The 16965-nt window shown below is 45.7% G+C and carries 10 protein-coding genes and 1 pseudogene; 7 read left to right on the forward strand and 4 right to left on the reverse strand.

What is annotated here, in order from left to right; all coding sequences use genetic code 11:
* Nucleotides 1-53 precede the first annotated feature (53 nt).
* Both HRQ85_RS07455 and HRQ85_RS07460 read left to right on the forward strand, forming a co-directional pair.
* Nucleotides 54-1718 (forward strand): annotated as a pseudogene (locus HRQ85_RS07455) (VRR-NUC domain-containing protein).
* A 229-nt stretch (nucleotides 1719-1947) separates the two neighbouring features.
* Nucleotides 1948-4302 carry a fatty acid cis/trans isomerase gene (locus HRQ85_RS07460; protein ID WP_172379195.1) on the forward strand — a complete coding sequence of 785 codons (2355 nt, stop codon included), beginning with the start codon at nucleotides 1948-1950 and terminating at the stop codon, nucleotides 4300-4302.
* Nucleotides 4303-4425: 123 nt separating this feature from the next.
* Here HRQ85_RS07460 and HRQ85_RS07465 read toward each other — a convergent pair whose 3' ends face one another.
* Entirely contained in the window at nucleotides 4426-5364 is a 939-nt protein-coding gene (locus HRQ85_RS07465; protein WP_048608727.1) for a LysR family transcriptional regulator, read from the reverse strand.
* A gap of 93 nt (nucleotides 5365-5457) precedes the next feature.
* On the opposite strand from HRQ85_RS07465, the gene HRQ85_RS07470 reads away from it, so the two are divergent.
* From HRQ85_RS07470 to HRQ85_RS07480, 3 genes are read left to right on the forward strand one after another with little or no spacing between them, the layout of a single operon-like run.
* Complete coding sequence (locus tag HRQ85_RS07470) at nucleotides 5458-6783, forward strand: cytosine permease (RefSeq protein ID WP_172379196.1); 1326 nt, start codon at nucleotides 5458-5460, stop codon at nucleotides 6781-6783.
* A 5-nt stretch (nucleotides 6784-6788) separates the two neighbouring features.
* Nucleotides 6789-7913: a DUF917 domain-containing protein gene (locus HRQ85_RS07475; protein WP_172379197.1), complete on the forward strand. Its 1125-nt coding sequence runs from the start codon at nucleotides 6789-6791 to the stop codon at nucleotides 7911-7913.
* Between the two features lie 4 nt (nucleotides 7914-7917).
* Nucleotides 7918-9498 carry a hydantoinase/oxoprolinase family protein gene (locus HRQ85_RS07480; protein WP_172379198.1) on the forward strand — a complete coding sequence of 527 codons (1581 nt, stop codon included), beginning with the start codon at nucleotides 7918-7920 and terminating at the stop codon, nucleotides 9496-9498.
* A 130-nt stretch (nucleotides 9499-9628) separates the two neighbouring features.
* Here HRQ85_RS07480 and torS read toward each other — a convergent pair whose 3' ends face one another.
* Nucleotides 9629-12634, reverse strand: a complete 3006-nt coding sequence (torS, locus tag HRQ85_RS07485; protein ID WP_172379199.1) for a TMAO reductase system sensor histidine kinase/response regulator TorS — start codon at nucleotides 12632-12634, stop codon at nucleotides 9629-9631.
* Nucleotides 12635-12726: 92 nt separating this feature from the next.
* Between torS and torT the strand changes: the two genes are divergently transcribed.
* Both torT and HRQ85_RS07495 read left to right on the forward strand, forming a co-directional pair.
* Nucleotides 12727-13755 (forward strand): TMAO reductase system periplasmic protein TorT, encoded by a 1029-nt coding sequence (gene torT, locus HRQ85_RS07490; protein WP_123284916.1) that lies wholly within the window; start codon nucleotides 12727-12729, stop codon nucleotides 13753-13755.
* Nucleotides 13756-13815: 60 nt separating this feature from the next.
* The gene (locus HRQ85_RS07495) at nucleotides 13816-14271 is read left to right on the forward strand and encodes a methylglyoxal synthase (protein WP_017064778.1); all 456 of its coding nucleotides are present in this window, start codon (nucleotides 13816-13818) and stop codon (nucleotides 14269-14271) included.
* A gap of 86 nt (nucleotides 14272-14357) precedes the next feature.
* On the opposite strand, the gene HRQ85_RS07500 is transcribed toward HRQ85_RS07495, so the two are convergent.
* Together HRQ85_RS07500 and helD are read right to left on the reverse strand one after the other, a co-directional pair.
* Nucleotides 14358-14708, reverse strand: a complete 351-nt coding sequence (locus HRQ85_RS07500) for a VOC family protein (protein WP_061038423.1) — start codon at nucleotides 14706-14708, stop codon at nucleotides 14358-14360.
* An 87-nt stretch (nucleotides 14709-14795) separates the two neighbouring features.
* Complete coding sequence (gene helD / locus HRQ85_RS07505) at nucleotides 14796-16871, reverse strand: DNA helicase IV (protein ID WP_172379200.1); 2076 nt, start codon at nucleotides 16869-16871, stop codon at nucleotides 14796-14798.
* Nucleotides 16872-16965 lie beyond the last annotated feature (94 nt).

The following is a 16965-nucleotide window of genomic DNA, read 5'->3' on the forward strand; positions in this document are numbered from 1 at the left end:
CAGAAAAGATTGAATTTGTTACTGAAGAGCTTAACCTTAGGGTTAGGCTCTTTTTGTATCAAGCGACTTCTCCATTGACGACCGAAACCACTCTTCAGCTCTCCCCTACTTATTATCTCGACAACTTCAATCGGTTGGTTGAACACGCTCAAACGCTCTACCCCGATCTTCTGAGTGACGATGAATGTCGTTGGTTGTCCGCATACAAACGTCTTTCCGTTTCAAGCCAATGCTTAATGGTTCGTTTGCTTTCTCGTAAAGGCCGTTGGTTTCGCAGCGATAAACTCAACTATGTTGAGATTCCTGATTTAAATAGCTCACTAGAAGAGCTAAGCACCGAAGGCTTCATTGTGTTGAGTCACTCTATAGAACAGCATCACCTCGCCATTAGTGAGGTCGAGATCGGGTTGTACTTGCTCACCAAGCCAGAACTGCTAAATGTATTCCCCGCCCTTAAGAGCCACAGAACTGCCAAAAAAGATGAGCTGTTGTTACGACTTGATCAGCAACCTTTTGATCAATTTCAAAGCCTAACTTTTGACTGTATTTACGTCATCGAATCTCAAGTGATTGATGTATTACTGTTGCTGTTCTTTGCCAACACCTATCAAGACTTAAGCCAGTTCGTGTTAAGCGACCTTGGATTCAACACCTTTGAAAGCTATCCGTTAAGCAAACAGCGTCGGTTCTTCACCTCTAGAGATCAGCTCAATCAATTAATCCAGATGCGCGATATTCAACGCTTGTATTCAGAAGGTGACCGCAAAGATGGCGAGTTTCTGGAACTGCTTTTAAATTCGATTCCTGAAGAATCAGAACACAGAAGCATTGGCAGAAAACGATCGCGTTTGATCAATGATATTGCTCGCGATCTTGAGAGGCTTAATCTAAACGACCAAGCTATCTTTTGGTTCAGACAATCAACACTTCCTCCTAGCAGAGAGCGACTTGCGCGCATCTACGACAAGCAAGACGAGCTAGACTTGATGTGTGACATTGTCACGCAAATGAAAGCTGCTCCATCGGATGTGTCAGAGTTGGAAGTCGCGATTAAGCTTGAAGATAGGCTACTACGGAAACAGGGGCACAAAGTTTCACGAACCATAAAGCCGAGCTGCAAAGAGTTAAAACTGGAATTAGACCTCAGCCAAACTCGAGTAGAGCTTGCGGTAAAGCAGCATTTTGAGAACCAAGGTTGAGACGTCTACTTTTCTGAAAACAGTTTTCTGTGTGGCTTGTTTGGTTTGGCTTTCTGGGATGTCATTTTCGCAGACGTTGAAGGCGCCTTTATCAATCGATACCAACATCGACCATTAGATCTGTACCATTCAGATTTCGCAGACAAGCGAGCCGAACAGATTGAAGCCGTGTTTCAGACGATATCCAAACATGGGCTGAACCATTTGCTTGATACTTACGATGAAAAGCAAGGTATCGCGAACCCCTTTGTTCATTGGAATCATTTCCCTAAAGCACTCATCGAACACAGCTTGGCTTCGATTCCAAATGCTTTAGTTATCGATCTCTTCATCGTGATATTGAGTGATTTAAAGCTATTTAGAACTGGGATGCCGGATTTGATTGCATTCAAGGGCGATGAATTTCATTGGATTGAAGTCAAAGGCCCTGGCGATAAACTGCAAGACAACCAGTGGCGCTGGATTAAAAAGTTTGAGCGATTGTCTGTCCCCTTCTCTGTTTGTTACGTTAATCAGTGAGTCTTAGCTCTTAACTCTTAACTGTTGGCTTTTAGCTTTTAGCTTTTAGCTTTTAACTCTTAGGGCTTAAATCTAGCTAGGTCTAAACTCCAATTTCGGATCACAAGCGAGTAACGCGCATCGACAAGTTACTCGTCCCATCAAGATCTTGTTTACAAAATCGTTAGAACATGAGCATTTTCAATCATTTTCGATATAATTATAGAAAATGCCTAATATTTAAATACGTATGAATTTGAAAAAACTCTTCATTTTAGCTTTTGTTAGCGTCTTCTCAGGTTGTGCCGTCTACGCGGGTTTAAACTTCGACGAACTGTTTGGTGAACAACAAGTACGCGATCGCCAAGCGCCTATTCTTTCGGCTCAAGCACAGCACTTCATTGACGAAGTAAAGCCCATCATTGATAACCGATGCGTGGTTTGTCACGCTTGTTATGATGCCCCTTGCCAACTCAAAATGTCTTCAGTGGAAGGCATAGACCGAGGCGCGAGCAAAGCACTCGTTTATCAAGGCACCCGCTTGACGGCATCAGCCCCTACTCGCTTGTTTGAAGATGCGTTAACCACGCAAGAGTGGCGCGATGCGGATTTTCATCCAGTCCTCAATGAGCGAATGCAGAACTCAACGGCTAACCTCGATGCTGGTCTTGTTTCTCGTATGTTGATCCAGAAAGAGAATCACCCTCTGCCCGATCAAACCCAGCTTGAAGGTTTCGACTTTTCAATCGATCGCGACCAACAGTGCCCAACGATTGAAGAGTACGCTCAATACGAGAGAGATTACCCAACTTGGGGGATGCCTTATGGGATGCCGAATTTAGATAAAACCGAATACGCGACTTTAATGAGTTGGTTGGAAAATGGCGCGTTAATGAACGACCATATTCCGCTAAATGATGCAGAGCAAGAGCTCGTTAATGTCTACGAAAGCTTTTTAAATAAGAGTGATAATAAGAGCCAACTTTCAGCACGTTACATCTATGAGCACCTGTTTTTATCTCATGTCTATTTTTCTGATTTAGCTCAGCCAACACGCTTCTTCACTGTTGTTCGCTCTGCAACACCTCCGGGTGAAGCGGTACAGCGCATCACGACTCGTCGCCCTTATGACGATCCAAAAGTAGACCGTGTTTACTATCGTCTGATTCCAGAGCAAGGCACCATCGTCGACAAAACGCACATGCCTTTCGCACTTAATAAAGAACGTCTACAAAAGTGGAATACCTGGTTTGTCGACGTAAATTACGAAGTAAAACAACTGCCTAGTTACGACATCGATGTTTCAGCAAACCCAATGACATCATTTGAAGCGCTGCCAGTAAACTCGCGCTTCAACTTCATGTTAGATAACGCGCAAAACACCATCATGGCCTACATCAAAGGACCTGTGTGTCGTGGTCAACTTGCCTTGAACGTGATCAACGACCGATTTTGGGTTTTCTTCATCGACCCAGAGAAAGCCGATGTTCCGGAAATTAACGCCTTCTATGCGAGCCAAAAGAAAAACTTAAAGCTGCCTAGCGAGCTAAAAAGCAACACCGTACCTGTGACCAACTGGGTAAGATACGCGAAGCAACAAGCGCGATACCTAAACGCGAAATCAGACTTCACCAACCAATGGTTCGAGAGTGGCGTAAACCTAGACACTGGCATCATTTGGGATGGCGATGGCATCAACCCGAATGCTGCTCTCACCGTCTTTAGGCACTTCGATAGCGCCTCTGTTGTACAAGGGTTAGTTGGCACGCAACCTAAGACTGCGTGGATTCTTGATTATGCTCTTCTAGAGCGTATTCATTATCTTCTCGTTGCAGGCTTCGATGTTTACGGCAACTTTGGCCACCAGCTGATTACACGCATGTTCATGGACTTCTTGCGTCTTGAAGGTGAGAGTAACTTCTTAACCCTTCTTCCTAAAGACGTCCGCCACATTGAACACTCTAGCTGGTACCAGAACCAAAGCGCACAACTGAGTGACTACTTGCAGCGAAACATTGCACCTTTTGATCAGCCGACCAGCGTGGTTTACAAAACGGCCGATCCGAAACGCGAACTGCTTGATATGATCAAAGATAAGCTCGCACCTGTTCTCGATAATCGTTTTGAGATTGTTGAAACAGGTTTTGGTAGAAAGAATGAAGCACTGCTTAACCAAGTGAACTTGATTAAGGGCGAAGGCCTACGTCATATGCCTCAGTTAGTGATGATCATGATTGAAGGCGAAAACGGCGAAGAGCAACTGTTCACCATGATTCACAATAATGCGCACAGCAACATTTCTAGCTTGTTTAATGAAGAAGGTAACCGTGATTACGCCAATGATGACCTAACCCTCGTACGAGGCGTTGTCGGTAGCTACCCTGCGGCTTACCTGTCATTAACCGAGAGCGAGATTCCTGCTCTGGTTAAAGTGCTGCAAAGCTTAAACACAGAAGAGGACTACGTGGCGCTGCTAGACAAGTTTGCGGTACGACGCAGTTCTAGCGAGTTCTGGCCATTCAGTGATCGCGTTCATCGTTGGTATCAACAAGACCAACCGATCGAGTTTGGCTTGTTGGATTACAACCGCTTCGAGAACCGTTAGTTTTCACTCATAAAGCATAAAAGCAAAAATCCTCTGTCTTGGCAGAGGATTTTTTGTATATGGGGAAAAGTATCTTAGGTGCTATTGAGAAGCGAGAAGTGCTCTTGAGAAGCGAAAAGCTCTCTAGATTGAATCCGATGTTTCCGGTTGGTGTAGCTCATCAAAAAACGCACGCGCGGCCGGAGAAAGGGAATCTACAGGTTGCTTCAACACCACATAGAACTGACTCTTCAGGCTCCACTTCTCGGGCTGAAGCGGAATTAAGGCTTGGTCATAATGGCCACGGTCGATTAAGTGAGAAGGCAAGAAACTCAGGTGTGTACCCGCCAAGGTTAGAATCACACCCGACTCGACATGCCAGCCATCAAACGGCTTTACGGAATCGTACTGCTCAATATTCAGTAATCGGAACATCTCATCTTTGGCATAGCCGCCCATGTTGATGCGACAGCCATCCAATGAGAAATCCTTGTCCATGATCTTCTCAGCCAGATCTTTACGCGCATACAGATAACTGTGCTCTTCAAACAGTGGGTATTTATGTTGAAACGCTGATTTTTGATGTGACCCTAGAACCACTATCATCATATCAATCTGGTTCTTTGCTAACTTCTCATTCAACTGGGTGAAATCGCCGACATCAACACTCACCTCTACACTGTTACTGCGTTGGTAAAACGTCTCAATCGCTTTAGGAAGTGGGTTATAGGGCAAAGTGACGGTGTTATCCAAACATCCAATTCGCACGTGCCCAGAGAGTTCTGTCTGTACACCTCGTAACTTATAAGCGAAGTCGGTTAAGGTCGATTTCAATTGGTTCGCATATTTATACACTTGCTCACCTTCATGAGTCAGCTTAAAACCACGTCGACCACGTTGGCATAATGTTAATTCCAAGCTTTTTTCCAAGGCAATAAGCTGATTACTCAGCACAGGTTGGCTAATCCCAGTGCTTGCGACCGCCTGATTGATGCCTCCTTGTTCAACAATTTCACAAAAAAGCTCTAATCTTCGCAGGTCTCTTTTATCTAACTTATTGTTTGGATTCACTTTGCCACTCACATTTGTTTTTTGCTATGTTTACATCTGATTATATTCATTTATTAACAATAAATACATCAGTATGCTTTATTCACACTTATGGAATAACAATGCATGGATGGCACTATGGCGGCAGAAGCTTACGTGAATAAACCCGAAGCAACACACAGCCACAAAAAGATAGATGACTTCGAATTGGAACCCGTTCCCGAGAAGGCCAAACGATCTTGGTGGGTTATCAGCCTTATTTGGTTGGCTATCGGCATCGATATTTCGGGATTGTTTCTCGGCTCGATCCTAAGCAGCGGTATTGGTTTTGAAGATGCCCTGCTTGCCACATTTATTGGTTCAGGCTTATTGGCGATCATCGCGATGCTGTGTGCCAACATTGGCTTTCAGGCTGGTGTTTCTACCCCACTGGTGAGCAGCGCGGTATTTGGTCGTAACGGCGGTAAAATTCTTGGCTTCATCAACGGTATCTCATTAGTTGGTTGGTTCGCATTTCAGGCTGACTTCTTCGCTTTCATCATGGTCGATGCACTGGCGAAATACGACATCATAATTTCACACCTTACAGCTCTTATTGGCGGCAGTGTATTAATGATGATGACGGCTATCTATGGCGTTCGCGCTTTAGGTAAACTCAGTACCTATTCAGTGCCTTTGATGGTGACGCTGATTACCATCGGTTTGTTTATGGCCGCTGATTATCAAGGTGGCACAGCGCCATCGATTGAAGATCCTTTGACGCTTGGCCAAGCCATCTCTTTTGTTATGTCTATCTGGATTTTGGCAGCGGTTGCAGCACCTGATATTGCTCGCTACGCCAAAACGCGTCGTGATGCGATTCTAGGAGCGGGTATCGGTTTCCTCGTCGGCAACAGTGCCATCATTCTTATCGCGTTGATCCTGACCAAAATGACCGGTACCGACGATCTAGTAGAAGTCTTCTTCACCCTAGGTTTAGGCATGGCTGCCATCATCGTACTGGTGTTTGCTCAATGGACCACCAACAGTAGCAACCTGACCTCTGGCGGCTTATGCATGTCGATGGTTCTACCGAAGATTCCGCGCCCTGTTCTGGTTGTGATCATGACCATCGTCGGTATTGGCATTGCTCAACTCGGCATGGTGAACAAGTTTACTGACTTCTTAATGCTCCTCAGCGTAACCATTGCGCCTGCGGCAGGTGTCTACATCGTTCAATATTATGTTTTAGATTCAACAAAAATGAGCTTTGAGAACATCCAGCAAGTTCCAGCTTGGATGTTTAAAGGTTTAGCTTCTTGGGCATTTGGTACTGTCTTCAGCGCTTGTACCGCACCAGAGTTTTTCAACCTGTTTTCGTTCACCAGCATCTCGGCGTTAGACGGCATTCTTGCCGCTGGTGTGATTTACCTCGCCCTAATGAAGCTTTCTCCTTCAAGTGATAAGGAATAGTAGTTGTGATTATTACTGAACAAATGATTGATGATATCGCGCTTGGTGCGACGGTATTAGGTACTGGCGGCGGCGGTGACCCATACAGCGGTGCCTTGATGGCGAAAGTAGCCATTGCAACGGCAAAGCACCCTGTACGCATGATTCCTTTAGAAGACGTGCAAGACAATTGGATGACAGTCCCCTCTTCAATGATTGGCGCACCAACCGTCGCAGTAGAGAAACTCAATTCGAAAGATCAAATGCTAATTGCATTCGAAGCGATGGAAAAAGCGCTCGGCACTGAAGTAGCGGCAACGTTTCCTATCGAAGTGGGCGGTTTTAATTCGCTGATTCCAATTCTCGTTGCAGCGCAAAAGAACATTCCTGTGATCGATTGTGATGCGATGGGACGTGCATTCCCAGAAGCTCAGATGGTGACGTTCTTTCTTGATGGTCTCCCTTCTGCACCAAACACATTGGCCGATGAGCGTGGCAATGTCGTCACACTTTACCCAATTGACGGTATTTGGTCTGAAAAGTTTGCGAGACCAATTACCGAACAGATGGGCGGATCTGCAGCAATGTGCGATTACCCAATGAATGGTAAGAACCTAAAACGCAGCGCACTGCCTGCAACACTGACTCAAGCAATGAAGATTGGTGAAGCGATTAGACTGGCGAATGACAACAATCAAAGTGGCACACAGGCCGTGTTAGACATTGTCGGCGGCCATACCATCATCAGTGGCAAGATTGTTGATATACAACGTGAAACCGATGGTGGCTTTGCAACAGGCGGTGTCGTGATTGAAAAGCTGGCTCAGTTTGAAGATACCGGTGTCGATAACGTATTTGTACAGTTCCAAAACGAATTACTTCTCGCTCACAAAGGCACAAGCCGCGCCGACATGAACCAAGATAACCTGCTGGCATCAACACCAGATCTTATTTCGATCTTGGATCATGAAACGGGTAAGCCAATCACAACCGAACAACTTCGTTACGGGCAGCGCATCGACCTTATCGCCTACCCTTGCGACCCTAAATGGCGCACTGACAAAGGCATCGAAGTCGCGGGCCCGGGTTACTTTGGCTACACAGTAGAGTATCAAACCATTGAACAACTAAAGTCTGCATTGAAGAGGTAGTCGCATGACAAACATTACGCTTGATTACTGCCGTTTGGGCATTGACGTAGGTGGCACCAATACCGACGGTGTGCTGCTCGACGCAGACTTAAATGTGATTGCCAAAGTAAAAACCGCAACCACACATGACATTTCAACCGGTATTGATAACGCGATTTCTGCGCTATTAAACCAAGCAAACATTGATGGTCAGCAAGTGAAACACGCGATGCTTGGCACGACTCAATGCACCAACGCAATAGTTGAACGAAAAGGCTTAGACAGAGTCGGCATGATTCGCTTAGCGCTTCCAAGTGGTGATAGCGTCCCGCCCCTTTGTGGTTGGAGTGAAGCGTGGCAAACACTGCTTGGCGAGCACTTCTACCAAGCACACGGCGGCTATGAATACGACGGCCAGTTGATTGCCGATATTCAAGAGTCTGAGATCCGCGAGCTTTGCCAGAAAATGAAAGGCCAAGTGGATTCCATTGCTATCTGCGGTGTCTTCTCTCCCGTCAATGGCGACCAGGAGCTTCAAGCAGCAGAGTGGATTCAACAAGAACTTCCGGGGGTGAACCTTTCGTTATCCCATAAAGTGGGCAGCTTAGGGCTTTTAGAACGCGAGAACGCCACTATCCTCAATGCGGCTCTGCAAGGTACAGCAAAACGATTCGTAGACGGCTTTTGTAATGCACTCATCAATCATGAAATCCACACCACACCTTATTTCGGTCAGAACGACGGCACACTGATGTCGCAGCAATTCGCATTGATGTACCCGATTCTTACCGTGGCTTGTGGGCCAACGAACTCAATTCGTGGAGCGAGTCACCTAACTAAGTTAAAAGACGCGATTGTGGTCGATGTGGGCGGCACTACGTCTGATATCGGCGTACTGACTCACGGTTACCCAAGAGAATCGAGCCTCGCGGTAGAAATCGGCGAAGTGAGAACCAACTTCCGTATGCCTGATATTTTGGCGTTAGCCATTGGCGGTGGTACCAAGGTTCGCTTTGAACAACAGCGTATAGAACTAGGCCCTGAAAGTGTTGGTCACACTCTAACGCAAACGGCGCGTAGCTTTGGTGGTGATGAACTTACGCTCACCGATATTGCACTCAAAACAGGTCAAATGCAGTGGCAGGCAGAGCATCAATTGAGTGATGAGATTGGTGTTTCGGCCGAACAAGCAAGCAAGGTTTACCAACAAATGGTCACGGATGTTGAAGAAGGCATCGATAAGATGAAGACATCTGCAGCGAGTGTACCCGTAATCATGGTTGGCGGCGGCAGTGCACTATTCCCAGATCATTTTGAAGGAGTAAGCCAAGTGGTTCGCCCTGAGCACTTTGAAGTAGCGAATGCCATTGGTGTTGCGCTGGGAGAAATATCAGGCCAGTTCGATAAGATCGTACCGATTGATCCAGCATCACGTGAAGAGACCTTAAAGGGCTTGGAGGAGCAATCAAAGCAACTGGCGATTGAAGCTGGCGCATGCAGCGATAATGTCGCGATCATTGAACGAAGCGAGATTCCATTAAGCTACCTTCAAGGCAACATGGTTCACGTTAAGATCAAAGCAGCTGGACATATCAAGATGGCTTAGAGCTGTTCCTCGAACGCCTTACTTAGATTCTTATTCGACAATAAAAAAGCAGGTTACTTCTTCATATTAATACGGAGAAATAGCCTGCTTTTTTTGCTTTTATTTTGGGGCTTTCAGCCCAATAACCACTTTATAATTGTTCTCGGAGCGCTGCTAGCGAGTCTTTCACCAGTTCAGGTAACGAGTCAGCATTATCGCGATATTGAAGCAATGGGTCCTCGCTCGCTTCAATGCTCTGGCATAAAGCAAACAGTGCAGATAATCCTAGGCTGCCGGCAGACCCTTTCAGTTTATGAGCTAAAGACTTAATTTCACGAGCGTTATCAGCGGCACTTGCCACAATCAGTTCATCGAGAGTGACTTGGCTGCTTTGGTCAAACAACCCGACAATCTGCACTATTTTTTCTCGACCGAGAATGGCCAAGTCGTCTTTGATAATCTTAGGGTTAATCATCTGCACAATCGGTTCTCCTTGATTATGTTCCGCGTCTTGGTTTGCTCGTTGTGTCGAGCTTGCAAATGCCAATGCTGATAAGTCTAGCTCGGTTTCCTGAGGTTTAGAGTTTAGCTGACAGCAAACAGCATCTGACGGATCCGGCTGAGGCAGCAACAGCGTGTGACCGTCCAACTGCTCAACAATCAATTCCGACAAAGCTTCCTTCTCTAACGGCTTAGGTAAGAAGCCATCAAAACCCGACGACAAGTAGCTTTCCACTTCTTCGTTAAACACATGAGCCGATACTGCGATCATTGGGGGTACTTTTCGAATTACGTCTTCTTCACTTTTATGCTGAAGCGCATCGTCTTTGAGTTGTTGAATTAACTCGACGCCATCGCAGTCGGGTAAGTTAATGTCCACCAGCGCAATATCGAACTCTTGCTCACTGAATATGGCTCTCGCTTCTTGTCCGGTTGTCGCAATCACAACCTCGTGCCCCAAGTTATGCAAGAAGCCTTCAGCAACGATGCAGTTTACGGGGTTATCTTCAATCAGAAGTACTTTAGCTCGAATACACGCTTCAATGACCGGTACTTTCGTTTCTATCTTCTCACCGGCTTCAAGTGGCAGTGAGAACCAGAACTGGCTACCCTCGCCTTCTTCAGAATGAACGCCAATATCCCCGTTCATTGCCAACATGATACTTTTACTGATCGCTAATCCAAGCCCTGTGCCGCCGGTTTTGTTGCGACCGCTATCGGTTTGGGTAAAGGCATCAAACAGGCAAGCTTGTTCGCTAGCGTCAATGCCGACACCGGTATCTGACACTTCAAACATCACTCGATTTTCATCTTCGATATCTAAACTGATAAAGATATCGACCGAGCCACTTTCCGTAAACTTAATCGCGTTGCCGACCAAGTTATTCAAGATTTGGCTGATTCGCGTTACGTCACCACGCCAATAGCGTTGCACATCACTTTCAATATGGAAATCAAAGTTCAGCTTCTTCTCAGCGGCGCGTCCTTCCATCAATTGGTAGGTGTCTTGAACCATCTGATGAAGGTCAAACGACGCCGTGCGTATTTCTAAATGCCCCGCTTCAATCTTTGAGTAATCCAACACGTCATTCAAAATCGCGAGTAGGTTCTTACCGCTGCGGTTAATGATGTCTGCATAGCCGGATTGCAATGGATCTAGCCCGGTATCTTTGAGCAATCTTGCGGTACCTAACACACCGTTCATCGGTGTTCGTATTTCATGACTCATCGTCGCAAGAAAAGCGGATTTCGCTCGGCTTGCTTGTTCTGCGGCGTTGCGAGCTTTCGCGTGATTGCCTACCTCGACATTCAGCTTCTCATTGGTCTTCTGCAGCTGATAGGTTCGGTCTGTGACCAACTCTTCTAAGTGTTCTTTGTGCTCTTCAAGTTCGCGTTTCGCCTTTGCTTCACCCACCGCAACTACTTGCAGCGCCTGCGCGGTATTTCTGGCAGTGATGATCGCCTCGCCCATATGAGCCAACTCATCATTACCCTTAACCGAGATATCAATATTCAGGCGACCTTGTGCGATAGACATCAAAGCCGATGAGTATTCAGTAAGACGTTTCACAACCGAGATATACACCACACGCCACACGATAAATGCGACGATAACCAAACCAATCACCGAAATCACAGACAGTGACCATTGAGCAAGATTCAACGTGCTGGTCAGCTCATCAACCGCTTTTTTGGTGCTTCGGTTTGAATCATCAACCAGTTGGTTAACTGTTGTATTCAATTGAGAGAACAACTCTAAGGTATTTTGCATCAGAAACTCTGACTTTTTGGTGTTCTCATATTGTTCTAACGAAATATCGAACACGACTTGGCGTTTTCTGAGCTCTTCAAGAAGCTGAGACATCTGCGCTGAACGAGTAGGATCTTCGACCGCTTTAACGCGGCGTGCCATGATTCTTAGATTGGAATCAAACTCAGATTGGATTTGATGAATACGTTCAACGTTGGTGACAGTCTGTGTCTCTTCTATTTGATTGAGCATTTTGAACGCCAGCAAATGCAATTCATGCAGACGCTCTGACAAATCAAGATCAACCTCAACAAGCGCATCCAGGGCTTGGTAGGCTTTATCCGTTTCTTTGGTTTCTAGCAGGTCATAGATGTGCGTTACGTTAGCAACCGCGATGGTAGCCGTGTTCAAAACTTGGGTTCGCGTCAACTGCTCTAGCTCTTCGGCAAGTAAGCGCATCTCTTCGACACGAGACGACAGCTCTTTGTTTAACCAAAGCTTACGCTCAACCGACACACCCAACTCAGCCAGAGTATTAATAACGCTTTGAACATTATTTTCGAGTTTGTTAAGAAGTTGAGAATCGAAACTATCGACACCAAGATCTTTGATATGCTGAAGAAGCGACTCAAGTTGGTCGAATAGTACTGTGCCAGCCTTTTTTCTTTCTGCTTCATTTCTCGCATTAGAAAGCGTTTGTACTGACGAAATAATACGGTTACTCAACTCAGAAACCTGACGAGCTTCGATCATGGCAGGAAGCGCCGAATCAACGACGTTTCTTTCGGTTTTTGCTACAAAGCTAAAACCAGAAACACCAATCAATGCAGACAGTAGAACCAACAGAGCCATCACTAAGAATGAGGCCAGCAGCTTGCGTCCAATACTCGCTGAAGCTAACAACATAAACTCTAAACCTTAAAACGTTCTTCTTTACCCATGCAGAATACGCTATATTTTGCAGTGTTTCTTATCTAAAACCAATAAAACGGCAATTCATGCTATCTAGATCTTTCGCTTCAAAAATTCTTTTCTCACTATTGGCCTCAGTGACTACTGTCGCAAGTGCTAGCGAGCCTTTGAGCCCAATAAAACCCGCCGAAGCCACATCACACAAAGAGAAAATTTGTGCCATTTATCCGCACCTCAAAGACTCTTATTGGTTGTCGGTAAACTATGGAATGATCTCTGAAGCAGAAAAGCAGCAAGTGGAACTAAGAGTTTTGGAAGCTGGCGGTTACCCCAACGTGGCCAAACAAGCCTCGCAACTGGTGCTTTGCACACAATGGGGAGCCGATGCCATTATTCTTGGCACAGTTTCACCTGATGCTTACCATGACAACCTTACTGATTGGGTTGGCTCAACGCCTGTGTTTGCGACGGTCAATGAGTTAACCGTCAATGAAGAGCAACAAAAGGTATTGAAAGGCACCGTCGGTGTCGACTGGTATCAAATGGGGTTTCAAGTCGGCGAGTTTTTGTCAAAGAGACACCCAAAGGGATCCGGCGAAACGCCTATCGCCCTGCTACTTGGCCCTCAAGCAAGTGGCGGTACAAAGCCTGTTGCACTTGGCTTTTATGATGCGATCAAGTCGAGCGATATCAAAATTGCGATCAGCTATTGGGCAGATAACGATAAAGAACTACAGAGAAACCTAGTACAGCAAGTCATTGAGCAGCCGGATATTCAATATATTGTGGGAAGTGCGGTCGCAATTGAAGCTGCGATCAGTGAGCTACGAGCGGCCGATAAAACAGAAGAGATTGGGTTAATTTCGAGTTACTTAAGTCACGGAACCTACCGTGGTTTACTTCGTAACAAGGTACTTTTTGCACCAACAGATAAAATGGTTGAGCAAGGTCGCTTGTCGGTAAAACAAGCCACGAGTTACTTACGCGGTCAACCTTACGAGCAACACAGCGCACCGATTATCGAGGCGCTGACACCAGCAACACTCAAAGATCAAATTATCGCCGACTCATTGTCACCTTCTGAGTTTCGTCCGGTATTCAGTGTGAATCCTTAGTGCTATATTGGCTGAAGAACTCAAAACAATAAAAACGAAACAACAATTTAGGGAACATTCATGCAAAAAACGACGCGCACTATGCCAACGCATAAGCATATCGCTTTGGTCGCTCATGACCACTTCAAACCTGAGCTACTAAGATGGGTCAAAGAGAACAAAGAAAAACTACAAAAGCACTTCCTTTACGCAACGGGCACGACTGGTTCTCTGCTGAGTAAAGAGACAGGCTTAGCAATCAAGAGCATGATCAGCGGCCCTATGGGCGGTGACCAACAACTTGGCGCGCTTATCTCTGAAGGCAAAATCGATATGCTAATTTTCTTCTGGGATCCACTTAATGCTGTACCACACGACCCAGATGTAAAAGCACTGCTTCGTATCGCAAGTGTTTGGAACATTCCTGTAGCAACCAACCGCGCTACCGCTAACTTCCTATTTAACTCTTCACTGCTTGAAGAAGAAGTGATCATCGAAATCCCAGATTACGAAGCGTATCTTGCTGAACGTACTTAACGCTTAGTTTGACTGAATCATACGTTACATACTAAAAAGCCTGCACAATCGCAGGCTTTTTGTTCGTCTGAATATAGGAATATGGACTACTTGTCACTCCACACTGCCATTTCGTTGCCACTTGGCTCTCTAAAATGGAAGCGCCTACCACCAGGGAAACTGAATATCTCACGGTTTACCTGTCCACCAGCATCCATCACGTCACGTTCAGTTTGCTCAAGATCTTGGCTATAGAAAACCATCAGCGCTGCGCCGTTATCCGTATTCGATGCCAGATTCGCCAAATAGAAGCCGCCCATTAAGCCTTTACCTTCAAAAGCAGAATACTCAGGGCCATAGTCTTCGAAGCGCCAACCAAACACTTGGCTGAAAAACGCCTTAGTTGCTGCGATGTCTTTCGCAGCAAATTCAATGTAGTTAATAGAGCCGTGTTCCATAGCAAACTCCTTCTGCTTTGTGACTCTGCCTTATTATATTAAGGCAGGGATTGAAGATCTAATATTAGACAATTACGTCAAGTAACATTACTTTTTACGAACAACGGGGTAATCAGAACCATGCAGCTCTTGCACAAAACCAGACCCGTCGCCACTGTGCGTGATCCATACTTTCTCTTTTGCTCGCGTCATTGCTACATAGAACAAACGACGCTCTTCCGCATAAGGGAACGCGTCTGATGATTCAGTCAATGCGCCATCAATATGCAGTTGTTTCTTCTTGGTCGGGAACTGTCCTTCGTCAACACAAAGAATAATCACAAAGTCCGCTTCTTTACCCTTACTCGCGTGGCAAGTCATGAACTTGATATCAATGGAGGTGAAGATCTTCTTCCAGTCTTCCAACAACTCTGGTTTGTGGTAATGGTTACGTCCAAGTAGCAGTATAGACTTATTGGTTTTGCCTTTAGATTGGCGGTTCAATTGGTCGAGGATCTTCTCAACTTCTTTGCTTGGCGCACTGTACACCGCCTTCTGCTTCTGTTGCTTGAAGCTGTTCAGTTCTTTCGGAATCTGAATTGGGTTTTCTTGTACAAAGCGATTGGCAACTGCACCTAACTGATTGTTAAAGCGATAAGTGGTATCTAGGTGATGAATCGTCGAGCTCTCAAAGCGGTCTTTAAAGCCGGTCGTGAGATCCACATCGGCGCCTGCAAATTGGTAGATTGACTGCCAGTCATCACCTACAGCAAAAATAGAGGCTTGGTGCTCGGCTTTAGACTGATTGCAAAGCGCCTCAACCAAGGCAAGACGATCTGGCGAGATATCTTGATACTCATCGATCATGATGAACTTCCAAGGCGAGATAAACTTGCCCTTTTCAATATACTGAGTCGCTCGGCTGATCATGGTTGAGAAGTCGATATGATTCTGTTCTTTCAATTCTTTTTGCCACGCTGTCACACATGGCCAACACAGTGAAAGCTCACTGTTAAGACGTGTATAGTCTCGGTGATCAATCAGCTGTTGCTGTACTTCTTTTTTGGTTAAGCCCGACGCATTCAACTGTTCAAGCTGCTTTTCAAGCCAACCAATCAACTTGAGGTTTGAAACGTGGCTACCAAGCTCATCGTCACCGGTTAAATAAGCGATTGGCCATTTAGACAAATGTTTTTGCCAACGTTTAAAGTTGGTCGGTGTCATCCAGTGCTTTTTCAACCAATCAATGCACCATGCTTGGCGTTGATTATCATCGAGCGCGAGTGGAGAAATAACCACGCGTTCGGGTTCAACTTGATTGAGTATCTTTAAACCCAACTGGTGGAAAGTGCTGACTTGCACCTTCTCTGCTGATAAACCAATTTTACTGTCGAGGCGCTGTTTCATCTCTTCCGCCGCTTCTCGGCCAAAGGCGAGCAATAACATCTCTTCTGCTTGAGCTTGATGGCTTTGCAGTAAATACGCGACGCGAGCCGTTAGAACACTGGTTTTACCCGAGCCTGCACCCGCTAAAATAAGGTTGTGATCATCATTCATCAACACCGCATATTGTTGCGATAAGTTCAGTGGTGACGATTCACATTGAGCGAACAATACTTCCCAGTTTTTTCGCTCGGTCTCTAGCCATTGCTGATTTCTTTCAGCTTGCTTGATTTCCGTTTCAGACAACCATGGCTGCATGCGAGCAATGCGATTTGGCATGCGCTGCGCCGCTTCCTCAAGGGTCATGGTCATGTTTTCTAGACCTGAGTTGACCATATCGACCCAAGTCTTAACTTTAGAATGCGGTAGAAAGGCTGGTAGCTGCTCAAGACGCGTTAATTCGGTTTCCCATTGAGGAACGTGCTCAGCTAGTTGTTCACATTGTGTGTCATGCCACTTCTGATAAGCAGCAACCGATGCGCGTGCAAATTGACGGCATTGATCCCAAGGAAGGCCTTGTACTAACCAACTGCGCTGTGTTCCGTCTTGTTGATTGGCAAAAAATTGTAGCGAGCCCCAAAACAATCCGCGTTTGATCGCGATCTTGCCACTCCAAATAGTAAACGGGATACGCTCTTCACTGCCTACTGAAGATAACAGCAAGCGTGGACCATCAAGTTCAACCTGATGATATTCATTTTGAATAAAAAACTGTGCAGTCTTGTTAGCGCTTAGCTGCATTGGAGTGTGCTCTTAATTGGGAATATTGAATTTATATCATGATGCAATGAGAATTAATAATATCTCATATCTTATCGACGCTTTCATGACCACC

The organism is Vibrio sp. Vb339, assembly GCF_902751245.1.
Lineage (GTDB): Bacteria > Pseudomonadota > Gammaproteobacteria > Enterobacterales > Vibrionaceae > Vibrio > Vibrio coralliirubri.

Coding starts and splice junctions, on each gene's coding strand:
- HRQ85_RS07500 (WP_061038423.1), bottom strand. CDS start 14,708: ATGGAACACGGCTCTATTAACTACATTGAATTTGCTGCGAAAGACATC.
- HRQ85_RS07495 (WP_017064778.1), top strand. CDS start 13,816: ATGCAAAAAACGACGCGCACTATGCCAACGCATAAGCATATCGCTTTG.
- helD (WP_172379200.1), bottom strand. CDS start 16,871: ATGCAGCTAAGCGCTAACAAGACTGCACAGTTTTTTATTCAAAATGAA.
- HRQ85_RS07480 (WP_172379198.1), top strand. CDS start 7,918: ATGACAAACATTACGCTTGATTACTGCCGTTTGGGCATTGACGTAGGT.
- HRQ85_RS07460 (WP_172379195.1), top strand. CDS start 1,948: ATGAATTTGAAAAAACTCTTCATTTTAGCTTTTGTTAGCGTCTTCTCA.
- HRQ85_RS07470 (WP_172379196.1), top strand. CDS start 5,458: ATGGATGGCACTATGGCGGCAGAAGCTTACGTGAATAAACCCGAAGCA.
- torS (WP_172379199.1), bottom strand. CDS start 12,634: ATGTTGTTAGCTTCAGCGAGTATTGGACGCAAGCTGCTGGCCTCATTC.
- torT (WP_123284916.1), top strand. CDS start 12,727: ATGCTATCTAGATCTTTCGCTTCAAAAATTCTTTTCTCACTATTGGCC.